General features: G+C 24.7%; 18 protein-coding genes. 17 read left to right on the top strand and 1 reads right to left on the bottom strand.

Translation table 11 applies throughout. The features are described 5' to 3' along the window. The first annotated feature begins 241 nt into the window (after nucleotides 1-241). The 7 genes from rny (at nucleotide 242) to AWT72_RS05640 (ending at nucleotide 6,639) form a co-directional block, all read left to right on the top strand. Nucleotides 242-1,825 (top strand): ribonuclease Y, encoded by a 1,584-nt coding sequence (gene rny / locus AWT72_RS05610; protein WP_269320276.1) that lies wholly within the window; start codon nucleotides 242-244, stop codon nucleotides 1,823-1,825. 65 nt (nucleotides 1,826-1,890) lie between these two features. Further along, on the top strand, nucleotides 1,891-2,670 hold the full coding sequence (locus tag AWT72_RS05615) for a TIGR00282 family metallophosphoesterase (RefSeq protein WP_067142105.1): 780 nt from the start codon (nucleotides 1,891-1,893) through the stop codon (nucleotides 2,668-2,670). Next, the gene (gene prmA, locus AWT72_RS05620) at nucleotides 2,667-3,581 is read left to right on the top strand and encodes a 50S ribosomal protein L11 methyltransferase (protein WP_067142109.1); all 915 of its coding nucleotides are present in this window, start codon (nucleotides 2,667-2,669) and stop codon (nucleotides 3,579-3,581) included. The genes AWT72_RS05615 and prmA overlap by 4 nt, the downstream gene beginning before the upstream one ends. A 1-nt stretch (nucleotide 3,582) precedes the next feature. Continuing rightward, entirely contained in the window at nucleotides 3,583-4,203 is a 621-nt protein-coding gene (cmk, locus tag AWT72_RS05625) for a (d)CMP kinase (protein ID WP_067142112.1), read from the top strand. Continuing rightward, nucleotides 4,200-4,757, top strand: coding sequence for a CvpA family protein (locus tag AWT72_RS09490; RefSeq protein ID WP_067142115.1), 558 nt, complete (start codon nucleotides 4,200-4,202; stop codon nucleotides 4,755-4,757). Before cmk ends, AWT72_RS09490 begins: the two co-directional genes overlap by 4 nt. Beyond that, nucleotides 4,758-5,855, top strand: coding sequence for a rod shape-determining protein RodA (gene rodA, locus AWT72_RS05635; protein ID WP_067142117.1), 1,098 nt, complete (start codon nucleotides 4,758-4,760; stop codon nucleotides 5,853-5,855). Further along, nucleotides 5,845-6,639 (top strand): pseudouridine synthase, encoded by a 795-nt coding sequence (locus AWT72_RS05640; RefSeq protein WP_067142120.1) that lies wholly within the window; start codon nucleotides 5,845-5,847, stop codon nucleotides 6,637-6,639. Before rodA ends, AWT72_RS05640 begins: the two co-directional genes overlap by 11 nt. A gap of 22 nt (nucleotides 6,640-6,661) precedes the next feature. Here AWT72_RS05640 and AWT72_RS05645 read toward each other — a convergent pair whose 3' ends face one another. Continuing rightward, complete coding sequence (locus tag AWT72_RS05645) at nucleotides 6,662-6,925, bottom strand: HPr family phosphocarrier protein (protein WP_067142123.1); 264 nt, start codon at nucleotides 6,923-6,925, stop codon at nucleotides 6,662-6,664. Between the two features lie 77 nt (nucleotides 6,926-7,002). On the opposite strand from AWT72_RS05645, the gene AWT72_RS05650 reads away from it, so the two are divergent. The 10 genes from AWT72_RS05650 to AWT72_RS05695 form a co-directional block, all read left to right on the top strand. Then, nucleotides 7,003-7,614 (top strand): 4-hydroxy-tetrahydrodipicolinate reductase, encoded by a 612-nt coding sequence (locus tag AWT72_RS05650; protein ID WP_067142126.1) that lies wholly within the window; start codon nucleotides 7,003-7,005, stop codon nucleotides 7,612-7,614. A 33-nt stretch (nucleotides 7,615-7,647) separates the two neighbouring features. Beyond that, on the top strand, nucleotides 7,648-8,178 hold the full coding sequence (locus AWT72_RS05655; protein WP_067142129.1) for an isochorismatase family protein: 531 nt from the start codon (nucleotides 7,648-7,650) through the stop codon (nucleotides 8,176-8,178). A gap of 197 nt (nucleotides 8,179-8,375) precedes the next feature. Further along, nucleotides 8,376-8,834 (top strand): 23S rRNA (pseudouridine(1915)-N(3))-methyltransferase RlmH, encoded by a 459-nt coding sequence (locus AWT72_RS05660; RefSeq protein WP_067142132.1) that lies wholly within the window; start codon nucleotides 8,376-8,378, stop codon nucleotides 8,832-8,834. Nucleotides 8,835-8,845: 11 nt separating this feature from the next. Further along, nucleotides 8,846-9,256 (top strand): hypothetical protein, encoded by a 411-nt coding sequence (locus AWT72_RS05665; RefSeq protein WP_067142134.1) that lies wholly within the window; start codon nucleotides 8,846-8,848, stop codon nucleotides 9,254-9,256. Beyond that, on the top strand, nucleotides 9,246-9,608 hold the full coding sequence (locus AWT72_RS05670) for a hypothetical protein (protein ID WP_067142136.1): 363 nt from the start codon (nucleotides 9,246-9,248) through the stop codon (nucleotides 9,606-9,608). The genes AWT72_RS05665 and AWT72_RS05670 overlap by 11 nt, the downstream gene beginning before the upstream one ends. A gap of 1 nt (nucleotide 9,609) precedes the next feature. Beyond that, the gene (gene lysS, locus AWT72_RS05675; RefSeq protein WP_067142139.1) at nucleotides 9,610-11,088 is read left to right on the top strand and encodes a lysine--tRNA ligase; all 1,479 of its coding nucleotides are present in this window, start codon (nucleotides 9,610-9,612) and stop codon (nucleotides 11,086-11,088) included. Nucleotides 11,089-11,229: 141 nt separating this feature from the next. Continuing rightward, nucleotides 11,230-12,276, top strand: a complete 1,047-nt coding sequence (locus AWT72_RS05680) for a Fic family protein (RefSeq protein ID WP_067142142.1) — start codon at nucleotides 11,230-11,232, stop codon at nucleotides 12,274-12,276. Between the two features lie 66 nt (nucleotides 12,277-12,342). Further along, entirely contained in the window at nucleotides 12,343-13,578 is a 1,236-nt protein-coding gene (locus AWT72_RS05685) for an MBL fold metallo-hydrolase (protein ID WP_156413089.1), read from the top strand. Continuing rightward, nucleotides 13,544-14,092, top strand: a complete 549-nt coding sequence (locus AWT72_RS05690; protein WP_067142148.1) for an NUDIX hydrolase — start codon at nucleotides 13,544-13,546, stop codon at nucleotides 14,090-14,092. Before AWT72_RS05685 ends, AWT72_RS05690 begins: the two co-directional genes overlap by 35 nt. A gap of 74 nt (nucleotides 14,093-14,166) precedes the next feature. After that, nucleotides 14,167-14,493, top strand: a 327-nt coding sequence (locus tag AWT72_RS05695) for a hypothetical protein (protein WP_156413090.1), incomplete at its 3' end; no start/stop codon positions are given.

Here is a 14,493-nt window from a genome sequence, read left to right on the forward strand (position 1 = left end):
TTTTTTTATTTAAAATATCTTATTTAATTTTTAAATTTTCCTCTTTTTTTAAAGCCTCCAATTCTTTATTTAAATCTTTTTTAGTAGTATCAAATCTTCTTTTTGCAACAACAATTTTTAATGCTAGTTCACTTAATTCAGAATAAATAGATACATACTATTTTGACGTCGTTTGGAAAAAACAAAATGATATTTGGAAAATCTCATCTTTTTATGAAAAGCGTGATTAGAGGGGAGTAACATGGGAAACATGGGTAAATATGTGTTTTTAATTGTAATTATACTATTAGCAGTATTAATAAGTGTTATAGTTATATTACGTATGAAGAAAAAATATGTATCTAAATATTCTGAATTAAGTGAACTAGAATTAAAAATAGTTGATGCAAAAAGAAGATTTGATACTACTAAAAAAGATTTAAATAGAGAATTGGAGGCTTTTAAAAAAGAGGAAAATTTAAAAATTAAAGAAGATATTTTAAATAAAAAAAGGGAAGCCGATCAAGAAATTAAAGAAATGAAACAAGAAATTTCTAAAAAAGAATCTCGATTAGTAAAAAAAGAAGAAAATCTAGATGTCAAGTATCAAAAGTTGGAAGAAAAAGAGAAAAAAATTGATGAACAAAAAGAAGATCTTATTAATAAACAAAAAGAACTTGATGAAATTGTTGCAAAAGAACAAGATGAGTTAGAAAAAATTGCTAAACTTAGTCTAGAAGATGCAAGAGATATAATTTTAACTAAACTAGATAATGAATTAATACATGATAAAGCAGTTAAGATTAGAGATTATGAATACAACTTAGAAAGAGAAAAAGAAAAGATATCTAGGAGAGTGTTATCTACTGCAATTAATAAAGGTGCTTCTGACTTCGTAGTAGATGCAACTATTACAGTTGTTGAATTACCAAATGAGGATATGAAGGGTAGAATTATTGGTAAAGAAGGTAGAAATATTAGAGCCATAGAAGCAGCAACAGGTGTTGATTTAATTATAGATGATACACCAGAAGCAGTAGTATTATCATCATTTGATGGAGTAAGGCGTGAAGTTGCTAAAATAGCATTAGAAAAATTAATACAAGATGGAAGAATACACCCAACTAAGATAGAAGAAGTAGTTGAAAAAGCAGCAATAGAAGTAGAACAAAGCATATATGATGCAGCAGAAGAAGCAATAATGGAAGTAGGAATACCTACTTTACCAAAAGAAGTATTAAAAGTATTAGGAAAATTAAAATACAGAACATCATACGGACAAAATGTACTAAAACATTGTGTTGAAGTGGCACATTTAGCAGGAGCAATAGCCGCTGAAATAGGTGCAGACGTAGAAGTTGCTAAAAGGGCTGGATTATTTCATGATATAGGTAAGGCATTTACTCATGAACAAGAAGGTTCACACGCAATAAATGGTGCAGATTTTTTAAGAAAATTCTCAAAAGAAAAAGAAGTTGTTCTTAATGCAGTAGAAGCACACCATGATGAAGTAGAAAAAATAAGTATAGAAGCTGTTATATTACAAGCAGCAGATGCTCTATCAGCATCAAGACCAGGTGCAAGAAGAGAAACATTAACTAATTATTTAAAGAGATTAGAACAATTAGAGGAAATAGCAAATTCTTATGAAGGAATAGAAAATTCATATGCTATACAAGCAGGTAGAGAGTTAAGATTAATAGTAAGTCCAAATAAAATAGATGATGATAAAGCAGTAATATTATCAAGAGATATAGCAAAAGAAATAGAAGAAAAAATGCAATATCCAGGACAAATAAAAGTTACAGTAGTAAGAGAAACTAGAGCTGTAGAGTATGCAAAATAAAGTGCAGTCATTTGACTGCTTTTATTATATTAAAGTAAAAATAATTTAAAATAAATGGAGAAAAAATGAAAATAGTAATGATAGGGGATGTTGTAGGAAACCCAGGTAGAGAAATTTTATTTAAATTTCTTGAAAAAAGAAAAAACGATTATGATTTTATAATAGTAAATGGAGAAAATGCAGCAGCTGGATTTGGAATAACTCCTAAAATAGCAAAACAATTTTTTGATAAGGGTGTTAATGTAATAACTCTTGGAAATCACACATATGATAGAAAAGAAATAATACCTTATTTAAATGATGAAGAAAAAATAGTAAGACCATATAATTATCATTCAAACAATTCAGGACATGGTTATGTAATAGTTAATAAAAATGGAGTAAAAATAGGTGTAGTAAACTTACAAGGTAAAATATTTATGCAACCTATAAGTTGTCCATTTTTGGCTATTGATGAATTAGCACCTAGATTAAAAGAAGAAGTTGATATTTTAATAGTTGATTTTCATGCAGAAGCAACTTCAGAAAAACAGGCTATGGGTTGGAATTTAGCAGGAATAGCATCTGTAATATATGGTACACATACTCATACTCAAACTTCAGATAATAGAATACTTTATGGAAAAACTGGCTTTATAACAGACATAGGTATGACAGGTGGAGCAGATGGTGTTGTAGGTATGAACAAAAAAGAGAGTTTGAAAAGATTTAAAGAAGGATTTTCAGGAAGATATGTTCCATGTGAAGATAATTTAATGATTAATGGTATAGTAACTGAAATAGATGAAAAAACAGGTAAATGTTTAAGTATAGAAAGAATTAGTTTGGAATATGGAGAAGTATGATATTAAAAAAAATAATGCTTAGATATTATTCAGATGATTTAGAAAAAACTAAATCATATATAGTGAATGTATTAGGTAATTATGGTATATTTGAATTAGAACTTTTAGAAGATTTTACACATAATGATTTAGACTATGATGAAACTAAATCATATAGTAAAGATTTGTGGACTATAATATTTTATTTACCTAATAATAGATTTTTAGATAAAAAAATAAATCAGATTAATTTAGACCTAATGGAAAGTAAAGATTACTTTATATATGAAATATATACAACAGATTTAGATACTGATAGTTATAAAGATGAGTGGAAAAAAAGTTTTGGAACAACTAAAATTACTGATAAAATAGTTATAAACCCATCTTGGTTAACTTATGATGCAAAAGATGATGAAATTGTAATACAAATAGACCCATCTATGGCTTTTGGTACAGGTACACATGAAACTACTTCATTATGTATTGAAATGTTAGAAAAATATAAAGATGATAAGAAAAGTTTATTAGATATAGGTTGTGGTTCAGGTATACTTATGTTAGTTGCTAAAAAACTAGGTATAGATAAAGTTACAGGCATAGATATAGATAAAAATTGTTATGAAGTAGTAAATAAAAATTTTAAAGATAATAATTTAGATAAGTTTGATATACAAATTGGAAATTTAGTAGACAAAATAAATGATAAATATGATATAATAGTATCAAATATATTAGTAGACGTATTAGAAAAATTATTATTAGACATTAAAAAAGTATTAAAAAATGGAAGTATAGTAATTTTTTCGGGTATTTTATCTGAAAAAGAAACAGGATTTATTAAAAAAGCAAGTAGCATAAATTTAAAATTAATAGATAAAAAATATAAAGATAAATGGGTAAGTTTAGTATTCATGAATGAGGAAAAATAGCATGATAATAGCAATAGATGGACCATCAGGTAGTGGTAAAAGCAGCATAGCAAAACAAGTTGCAAAAATATTAGATATAGAGCATTTAGATACAGGAGCAATGTATAGACTATTTGCTCTTAAAATGAAAAAAGAAAATAAAGAAGTTAAAGAATTATTAAATGATTTAGATATAAGAATAGAAAAAGAAACCTTTTATTTAGATGGTATTAATGTAAGTAATGAAATAAGAGAAAATGAGATTTCTAAACTAGCATCTAAACTTTCAAAAATAGATAAAGTTAGAGAATATATGGTAAATATGCAAAGGGAAATTTCTAAAAATAAAGATATAGTTTTAGATGGAAGAGATATAGGAACTGTAGTATTTCCTAATGCAGATTTCAAGTTTTTTATTACAGCTAGTCCAGAAATTAGGGCAAAAAGGAGATATTTAGAAAATACTAGTATTGATTATGAAATAATTTTAAAAGATATAATTAAAAGAGATGAACAAGATATGAATAGAGAAATTGCACCATTAAAACAGGCTGAAAATTCAATTTTAATAGATACTGATAATTTAACATTAGATGAAGTAGTTAATAAAATAATAAAAATAGTACAGGAGAAAAAAATATGATATATGATATAGTATTTGGTATAATTTTAATAGGAATGTTTTTTACAGGCTTAAAAAAAGGTATGGTATATATGGTATTTGGATTAGTAAAATTACTCGTTGCCATATTAATAACACCAATTTTTGTAGGAACTACCTATTCGTATATTAAAAATTATAATTTGCCAATAAATTCTAATGTAGTAGCATATATATTGACATTTGTAATTATAGTAGTTTTAATAACTATAGGACAGTATTTACTAGAAAAGTTCTTAGGAGTTATAGGCTTAGGAGTATTTAATAAAGTTTTAGGTGGTATTTTAGGAATAGCAGAAGCATATATTTTAACTATGATAATAATAGTAACTTCATTATTTTTAAAAGATTACAATGTCTTTATTAATGAACAAATAAATAAAAGTCAAATAGCATACTATCTTTCATTATATACCAAAGAAGCAAACGAAGTATTTCCTAAGGTTATAAAAGAAAAATTAGATGAATTTTATATTAAAAATAAGAAAATTGATATAACAAATAAAGTATTAAATAAAATATATAAGGATAATTAGATGAGAATTTTTAAAGATTTAAGACTAAAATTTTCTAAATTTGATTTAAGTTTAGTTTTTTTAGTATATTTATTATGCACTATAAGTACAATATTTATATATAGTGCAACAAGATCTATGTATTATTTAAAACATAATCTTTTTTGGATAGGTATAGGAACAATATTCCTTGTTTTATCTATATTTATAGACTATAGAATAAGCAAAAAGTATATTAAATATTTATATATATTGGGTATACTTGTTTTGCTATTTGTAAAATTTTTTGGTAAGACAACACTGGGTGCTAAGCGTTGGATTAATTTATTTGGTGTACAATTACAACCATCTGAATTTATAAAAATAATAGTTATAATGGTTATTTCATATATTATAGTTAGTAAATTTAGAAAAGGTATAAATAATATTATTGATATAGTTGTTTGTTTGCTGTATGTCGTTCCATTTTTGGTTTTAATAGTAAAACAACCTGATTTAGGAACAACATTAATAATCTTATTTTCATATGTGTGTATGCTATTTTTAAGTAATGCTAATATAAAGCCATTGATATACATAGCAGTATTTCTAATTTTGGCAGCATACCCTACATATAGATATGTATTAAGTGATTATCAAAAAACTAGAATAGAAGTATTTATAAATCCTGAAAAAGATATAAAAAATAAGGGTTGGCATGTATCACAATCTAAAATTTCAGTAGGAGCAGGGGGATTAAGTGGCTCTGGTATATTAAATGGAAGCCAAAGTAGACTTAAATTTTTACCTGAACCACAAACAGACTTTATATTCTCAGTTATAGCAGAAGAAACTGGATTTATTGGTGCAACAAGCATTATACTAATATACTTTCTTTTAATATTTAAATTTATTAATATAAGTAAAAATGTAGATGATGAGTATGGTAGATTAATAATATATGGAATATCGGGTATATTTTTAGGGCATACAATAATAAATATAGGAATGACAATAGGTTTAATACCTGTAACAGGAAAAACTTTACTATTTTTAAGTTATGGTGGTAGTTCATACATATCTTCTTTCATATTAATAGCCCTAGTAGAAAGTATAAGGGTATATTCAAATGAAATATAAAGTTGATAAAGATAATGTTGAAGTGAGATTAGATAGATTTTTAAAAAAATCTTGCAAAAATAATGGCTTATCTGAAATATTTTCTGCTATAAGAAAAGGGGAAATTCGTATTAATGGTAAAAAATCTAAAGAAAATTATAGATTAAAATTAAATGATGAAATAGAAATACAGGATTTGGATTTTAAAATAAAGGAAAATAAAAAAATAAATTATGAATATAAAAATTTAATCTTTTATGAAAATGATGATATATTAATAATAAATAAGCCAAAAGGTATGGCTATGCATAAGGGAACTGATACTAAAAAAGGAATAGCAGAAATGTTTAATATGGATTTTGCAAATAGATTAGATAAAAAAACTTCTGGTTTAGTTATTGGGTGTAAAAATCCAGTAAGTTTAAGACATATTACAAAATTAATAAGAGAAAATATGATAATAAAAAAATATAAGGCCATATGTTTAGATAATGGTAAATATAACATAGGAGATGAATTCATAATTGAAAATAAATTATTAGAAACAGATGAGAAAGTAATAGTATCTAAAAATGGTAAAGAATCTAAAACTAAGTTTAAAGTTATAGATAAAAAAGATAAAAAAATATATTTTGATATAGAATTATTTACAGGAAGAAAGCATCAAATAAGAGTACATTTAAGTAGTATAGGATTGCCTATAATAGGTGATGATAAATATTCATCTAAGTATAAAAAAGCAGATAAATTAGAATTAGAATGTTATTATTTAGAGTTTGATAATAAAAAATATGAAATAAAATAGGAGCGTAAGCTCCTTAAAATATTTAATCAACGATATTTGATAAAAGTTCTACAATAGCATCAACTGCTTCTTGTGCATTATCTCCTTCGGCAGTTACTGTTATTTCAGAACCGTTTTTAACACCAAGTGATAATATTTTGACAAGGCTAGTAGCATTTACTTCATTTCCTCCAAAAATTAATTTTGGATTTGAATCTTTGAATTCCTTAGATTTTTTTACCAGTGCTCCTGCTGGTCTTGCGTGTAATCCATTTGTTCCTGTGAACATTAAAGTTTTGCTAACCATTTTTTCCTCCTAAAAATTATATTAAATATATGATACAATATATATTGTTAAAAGTCAATGAAAGGATATGATTAAATATGAAAATACTAATACTTGGAAATGGAGTAATGGCTAATATTGTAAAAGATAATATAGGAAATACTGATGAATTTATTGCCATGCTAGATACTAAATATGAATTAAAATGTGATGAAGAATTTGACGTTATAATTGATTTTTCTCATCATAGTGCTACTAAAAAAATAATAGATTTTGCAGTAGAAAAAAATAAACCTATATTAATAGCAACAACTGGACAAACTAATGATGAGTTAGAATATATTGAAAAAGCAAAAGAAAAAATAAATCTTTCAAAAATCAGTAATACTTCTTTAGGTGTATATGCAGTTAATGAATTAGTTAAAAAAGCAGCAGAAATATTAAAAGATTTTGATATAAGTATAATAGAAAAGCATCATACTAGAAAAATAGATGCTCCAAGTGGAACTGCTATAACTATAGCCGATAGCATAAAAGAAGTTAATAAAGATGCAAAAATAGAAATGCATAGCATAAGGGCAGGTAATATTTCAGGGGAACACACAATACTATTTGCTGGAATTGATGAAATAGTAGAAATTAAACATACTGCAACTTCAAGAAAAATATTTGCATTAGGTGCAATAAAATATGCGAGAGAACTACTATAATAAACTTTTATAAATTTATTATTTGGAGGAAAAATGAATAAAGCATTAATTATACTAGATGCACAATATGGCATTATTGAAAATAATTTTAAAAATGAAATAAATAATATTCATAAGTTAATAAAATATTGCAAGAAACATAATTTACCTGTTATTTCAATAAAACATATAGATAATGACCCTGAAAGTAGAATTTACTGTAATTCTAACAAGGGAAATATAGAAAAATATATAATGGAACATAGCTCTATTATCATAGAAAAAAATAGTCCTAATATTTTTAGAGAAAGTACTTTAAAAAAATATTTATCAGAAAATAATATTGAACAACTTATTATTTGTGGTTTCAATGCTGAATATTGTTGTTTATTTACAAGTATTATTGGAGAAAGCTTAGGTTTTAAAATCACATATATAGAAGATGCTACAGGCTCATCTAATAATGGTGATACCTATGAAATGAAAGACTTAGATATTGTTGATTTCGTTGGTTGTGTTCTAGATTGGTCTGGAATTATTGAAATCTTATATTTAAAAGAATTTGAAGAAAAATATGACAAATAATTTTTTTTTAAAGAAAAAGACTAAAAGAAGTATATAATTAGTATATTAAAAATGCATAAAAATAGTTGAAAATAGTAACATAGAGACAAAATTTTAAATTTTTGAACATTTATCATTAGAATTTACACATAAAAAAGAATAAAAAAAATACCTTGATTTATGATAATTATCAATGTATAATAGCAAGGAGATTAACTATGCTTAAAATAAACATAGTGGCTGTCGGTAAAATAAAAGAAAAATATATAATTGATGGTATAACTGAATACTCTAAACGATTAAGACCTTATATAAATTTTGATATAGTAGAATTATCAGAAAGTAAAGATAATGATTTAGCGTTGGAAAAAGATAGTGCTAGTATATTAAAATACCTAGATAAAACTAATGCCTATAAAATATTATTAGATATAGGTGCTAAGCAGATAGATTCTGTAGAATTATCAGAATTAATAGAAAAATTATCTATGACTAATAGTGAAATTATATTTATTATTGGTGGATCTCGCGGAGTAAATAAAGAAGTAAGGAATAGTTGTAATTTAAGAATAAGCTTTTCAAAATTAACTTTTCCGCATCAATTATTTAGATTAATACTTACAGAACAAATATATAGAAGTATTTGTATACAAAAAAATATAAAATATCATAAATAATGGAGGTTTATATGTATTCTTACGGTGATGAATTCAAATATGAAATAGATGGGAATATGGACTATTATACTTGTCTTACTACAATTAAAATAAAAGAAAATGAATATATAGTTGCTGAAAATGAGTATGGACTTAAAAAGATTTTTTTAATTGAAGATGAAGATGACGAGATTATTAGTGAAGTTGATGAAGAAGATGAAGAAGCAATCTTAGATATATATGAAAGACAATCTATATTAGATGGAGATTTTTACATAAACGATGACGATGACTTTAATATTGGAGATAATGATACTGATTATGATGATGAAGATGATGACACCTTTATACATGATGATATAGATTTAGATGATGATATTGAAGAAGAGATTGATTTAGATATAGATGATTTATTCGAAGAGATATTTAATAATGAAAATTGATATAGTATCTAAATATATATATGAGTATGGTAATGAAGAAATAATAGAAATTAAAGATAAAGAATTTATGTATGAAAATTTTAAATATATTTCAAAAGATTTAATATTAAAAATAGATAATGAAAAATTGGAAGTTATAAAAAATTCAGACATAAGTTATCATAAAATCTATGAATTAAATAAAGAAACTAGGTCTATATTAAATTTTAACGGAAATGAAATTATTACAAAAATAAAAACACATAGTTTGTATAATTTAGAAAATGATTATATAATAAAATCAAGTGAATATACAGAAAACAATGAAAAAATATTAGATTTGGAAATAAATATAAAGATAAAAGGAGATTAGAATGTCAGAACAAAACACTAGCTATATTATGGGTGAAAAACTAAAAAAAGTTGAAGAATTAAGACAAAAGGGTATAGAACCATATGGAAGATTTTTTGATAAAAAAGATAGTATTCAAGATATACTTGATAATAGCAATGACTTGGAAAGAGTATTTGTTACAGCAGGTAGAATAGTTTCATATAGAAGAATGGGAAAAAATGGTTTTGCACATTTAAAAGATCCTAGTGGGAAAATACAATTTTATGTTTCAAAAAATGAAGTTGGCGAAGATGAATATGAAATATTTAAAAATCTTGCCATAGGAGATTTTATTGGTATAGAAGGAACACTATTCCATACAAAAACAGGAGAATTAACGTTAAGAGCCATAAAATATACAGTATTATCTAAAAATATTAGACCATTACCTGAAAAATTTCATGGTTTAACTGATATTGAAACTAGATATAGACAAAGATATGTTGATTTAGTAATGAATGAAGAAGTTATGGACACTATGAAAAAAAGGTTTGAAATAATAAGATATATGAGAACATACTTAGAAAATAGAGGATTTATAGAAGTTGAAACCCCTATGTTACATTCTGTTGTTGGTGGAGCAGCAGCAAAACCATTTATAACTCAACATAATGCATTAAGTCAAGAAATGTACTTAAGAATAGCACCTGAACTATATTTAAAGAGATTATTAGTTGGTGGATTTGAAAAAGTATTTGAAATAAATAGAAATTTCAGAAATGAAGGAGTATCAATAAAACATAATCCAGAATTTACAATGATGGAACTATATCAAGCATATGCTGATTTTAATACTATGATGGACATAACAGAAGATTTAATATCATCTATGACTTATCATTTACATGGTAAATATGAAATTGAATATGAAGATAAAAAAGTAAATCTTGCTAAGCCTTGGAGAAGAGTTACAATGCAAGATATAGTAAAAGAAGTTACTGGTTTTGATATAGAAACTATAACTAGCGATGAGCAAGCAGTAGAATTTGCTAAATCAATTAATATACCACTAGATAATAAGGTTAAATATACTAAATTTGGTATTTTAAATCTATTATTTGAAGAAAAGGTAGAACATACTTTAATTAATCCTACATTTATAACTAAATACCCTAAAGAAATATCACCATTATCTAAAAATTCATATGGTAGTGAAGAATGGGTAGATAGATTTGAGTTATTTATTACAGGTAGAGAATATGGAAATGCATATTCTGAATTAAATGACCCAATAGATCAAAAAGAAAGATTTGAAGATCAAGTTAATAAGAAAAATTCAGGTGATGAAGAAGCCTGTGATATGGATTATGACTATATAAGAGCATTAGAGTATGGTATGCCACCAGCAGGTGGACTTGGAATAGGTATAGATAGACTTTGTATGTTACTTACAAATTCATCATCAATAAGAGACGTAATCTTATTCCCAACACTAAAAAAAGAAAAGAATTTTGATTAAATTATTTAAACTATTGTGTGTGCAATAGTTTTTTCTTTTAAAAAATATGAAATGTATTGTTTTTAAATTTTTATAACTCATTTTATTGAAAATCGCTCAAAAAAATGGTATAATTGAGCGAAAAGCGAAAGGAGTGAGCGAATGAAAACTTTTGATTATAAAAAATTAAAAACATTAAAATGGGATAACGAAATATTATCATTAATAGCAAAAATACATGAATATAAAGGAAGACAAGAGCTATTTTTGAAAATAAAACCCAATATCTTAAATAAATTAGTTGAAATAGCAAAAATTCAAAGTATAGATGCTTCTAATAAAATTGAAGGAATTATTACTACAAATTCAAGAATGATAAAATTAGTACAAGAAAAAACAACACCTAGAAATAAAGATGAAGAAGAAATATTGGGCTATAGAGATGTTTTAAATACTATACATGAAAATTATAAATATATACCTATTAAATCATCGCTTATTTTACAATTACATAGGGATTTATACAAATATTCATCTAAATCAATAGGTGGAAAATTTAAAAATTCTCAAAATTATATTATAGAAACTTTAAATGATGGAACAGTTATTGAAAAATTTAAGCCATTAGAAGCATATGAAACTCCTGGAGCAATAGAAAGCATTTGTGAAAATATTAATATGATGATAAATGATGGAGAGATAGAATCATTAATTTTAATACCTATTTTTATACATGATTTTTTATGTATTCATCCATTTAATGATGGTAACGGTAGAATGTCAAGATTGCTTACAACATTATTATTATACAAAGAAGGTTACATTGTTGGTAAGTATATAAGTTTAGAAAATAAAATTGAAAAGACTAAATTTAATTATTATGATGCTTTAGAAAAAAGTGGTAAAAATTGGCATGATAGTAATGAAGACCTTACTCCATTTATAAAATATATATTAAGTATAATAATTTCTGCATATAGAGATTTTGAAAATAGAGTAGATTATGTTGATGAAAAAATACCGGCTCTAGAACAAGTTAGAAATGCATTTGATAATAATATAGGTAAGTTAACTAAACATGAAATTATGGAATTAACTCCACAAATAGGAAAAACCTCAGTAGAAAATTCATTGAGAAAATTAATTAAAGAAAACTATATTGTGAGATTTGGAAAAGGAAAAGCAACGTATTATATCAAAAAAAATTAAATATAATATGTATAATATTTAGAAAGGAGATGCATAATATAGTTACACTATAAATTGCAAAATGAAATGTTACATAAAGAAAGCTTAAAATTATTACTTAAATTATTTGTTTGTATATTATTATTCTTATTTGTTTTATTCATAGATTTTTGGAATTTTATTAAATTAATATTACTATTTACACTAATAATATTAATACTTACATTTATATATATAAATGTACACCCTGCATTTGGAGATAAACCAAATAAAGACAGTATGTTAAATATGAAAAAATCTCCTAATTTTGATGGAAATCATTTTACTAATATAGATATAACTAGTCTTAAATCAGGAGAAGATATTAGATTATTAGATAGAATTATTACTTTAAAAAGTATGTTTTTTCCACAAAAAGGTAAAAATCCCACAAAACCTATTAAAACAGTACCAATTAATGTTAAGGAAATAAAAAATGGAGAATTTGCATGGTTAGGACACTCTACTGTACTATTTAAAACTAATGATACAACTATTATTACAGACCCAGTATTCTACAATGCAGCACCAGTATTTTTTGCGGGTAAACCATTTGCAATGACTAATAAACCACAGATAAAAGATTTGCCACACATTGACATAGTCCTTATTTCTCATGACCACTATGACCATTTAGATTATTATGCTATTAAAGAAATGCATGAAAATGTAAGTAAATTTTATGTGCCATTAGGAGTTAAAGCACACTTACTTTATTGGGGTGTTGCAGATGAGAAAATAAGTGAATATGATTGGTATGATGAAGTTAAGTTTAATGATATAAGATTTGTATTTACACCAAGTCGTCATTTTAGTGGTAGAAACCTTGATGATATTAGATTAATGTTAATAGAAAAAGAATATACAGGGAGAACATTATGGGGTTCATGGGCAGTTATATCACCTAATTTAAAAGCATATTTTAGTGGAGATGGTGGCTATACTAATGAATTTTTAAAACTTGGTGAAATGTTTGATGGTTTTGATATAGCATTTATGGAAAATGGAGCGTATAATAAAGTGTGGTCAACTATTCATATGATGCCAGAAGAAACTGCAAAAGCCATTATTGATATTAAGACAAAAGTAGCATTACCGATACATTGGGGTAAATTTGATTTATCTAATCATAGATATAATGAACCACCTGAACGTATTATAAATGCCATAGATAAGCATAATGAAAAAGTTTCTGAGCAAGAACAAATAAAACTGGTATTGCCTAAAATAGGAGAAATTTTTAGTATAGATGAATTACCATATTCAAAATGGTGGGAAAATTAAAAAAGGAGCAACAATAATGGGAGAAGAATTTAAATTTTTAAAAGGTAAAATAAAAAAACATCCAACTAGAAATGTTAATTTAGAGTATTTAGAAAGAATAGATGCAGTGTGTGTAGCAGTATTTGATAATAGCATGGAATATATATATTTAGTTAAACAATATAGGGCTGGTAGTGATGATAATATGTTAGAAATAGTTGCAGGACTTATAGATGATGGTGAAAAACCATTAGATGCTATGTATAGAGAATTAGCAGAAGAAACTGGGTTTTATACTGATGATATAGAAAAAATGGTAAAAATGCCTAATTATCAATATGTAACACCTGGTTATTCAACTGAAAAACTATATTTTTATGCAGTTAGGTTAAAAAAAGATGCAGTAGCAAAAAAACAAAATTTAGATGATGGAGAAGATATTGAAGTAGTCAAAGTTAAGGTAGATGAAGTATTATCATCTACATATGATATGAAAACTAGTTTGGCTATTAAATATTTTAAAAATTTTGATTAAAATATATGACTTTAAGCATCAGAAAAATTAAATAACATAATTACAGATATATATTAGGAGATTACTGATAAAATATGAAAATGATGATTTATATAGTTTTAATTGTTATAATTTTAGTTATAATTTGGTTATATTTTAAAAAAAATAAGACAGAAAAATTAATTTTTTCAAAAAATCAATTTATATTAAATGATAAATATTTATATGATTTAAAAAATAATGAATTTGATTTAACTATAACTAAAATAGATTTAATGATTGATAAGAATTTAAAATATTCTGCATTAATTGATTTAAAATTAAGAATAGATAATAAATTTGAAATAAAAAATTTATATAATGGTTTAAAGATTTTAAAAAAATTGAAAGAATATAATAAAGAGAAATTTAATGAATTTATT

Source organism: Oceanivirga salmonicida (assembly GCF_001517915.1).
Lineage (GTDB): Bacteria > Fusobacteriota > Fusobacteriia > Fusobacteriales > Leptotrichiaceae > Oceanivirga > Oceanivirga salmonicida.